The sequence below is a fragment of the Alcanivorax sp. HI0083 genome, assembly GCF_001635175.1.
In genome coordinates, this window is record NZ_LWFX01000402.1 from 1 (window position 1) to 839 (window position 839).

Genomic DNA, 839 nt, shown 5'->3' on the forward strand with positions numbered 1-839 from the left:
GGTTGTGGGCTTGATCTGGATGTTTGTCAGCATCATCACCATTTCCGGTTTCACTGCCGCCATTGCCTCCAGTGTGACGCTGAATGAGCTGCAGTCGCGTATCAATGGCGCGGCCGATTTGCCCCGGGTAAAAGTGGCGGCGGTGGACGGCACCAGCGGTGCCCATTGGCTGGCGGGTCAGGGTACAAACTTTGTGCCTTACCCGAATAACCAGCAGGCACTGCGCGCGGTGATGATTGGCGAGGTAGATGCCCTGGTCTCCGATGCGCCTGTGATGCGTTATATGTTGCGCGAGCGTGGCACCACCAATGCGTTGGTGTTGCCATCGCTGGTTCGCGAAGAAAGTTATGCCTTTGCCATGGCTAATGGCAGCCCCCTGCGTGAGCGGCTGGATCAGGCCATGCTGGAAATTCTCCCGACCCAGGAGTGGCGCACAGTGGTGAATCGCTATCTGGGCGCGGAAGAATAACGGTGGGTTTTGGTTGGGGGGCTGATTGAATGGGAGATTGCGTTCGCTGGTGTCGGGTTACGCCGCTTTATTGTAAACGCTGTGCTTCGTGTAGGTCGGATTAGCCGCGTAGCGGCGTAATCCGACATCCTGGCGCCTGGGCGTTTATCTAACTGTCGCTCCCGGCAAACAACGCCGCCAGGCTCTCCAGTTCTTCTTCCAGATTCCAGTGCATTTCCCGCGCGGTCACATGCAAAAGCACTAACGCATTGATCGGCGCATCGGACTCACCGCGCTGGCGCAGCCTCCCGGTAAAACAACGGTTCAGTTCATTGAGTGCATCGTAGCGCGCATTCAGGCCGTCCAGGGAAATGCTCTGTTCCGGTTGTTG

The 839-nt window shown here is 57.8% G+C and carries 1 protein-coding gene and 1 pseudogene; one reads left to right on the forward strand and one right to left on the reverse strand.

Annotated elements, in window-relative coordinates; all coding sequences use genetic code 11:
- Positions 1-469, forward strand: a 469-nt coding sequence (locus tag A3754_RS04180) for a transporter substrate-binding domain-containing protein (RefSeq protein ID WP_156496772.1), incomplete at its 5' end; no start/stop codon positions are given.
- 148 nt (positions 470-617) lie between these two features.
- Here A3754_RS04180 and A3754_RS27180 read toward each other — a convergent pair.
- Positions 618-839, reverse strand: a pseudogene (locus A3754_RS27180) (hypothetical protein); the annotation flags it as partial.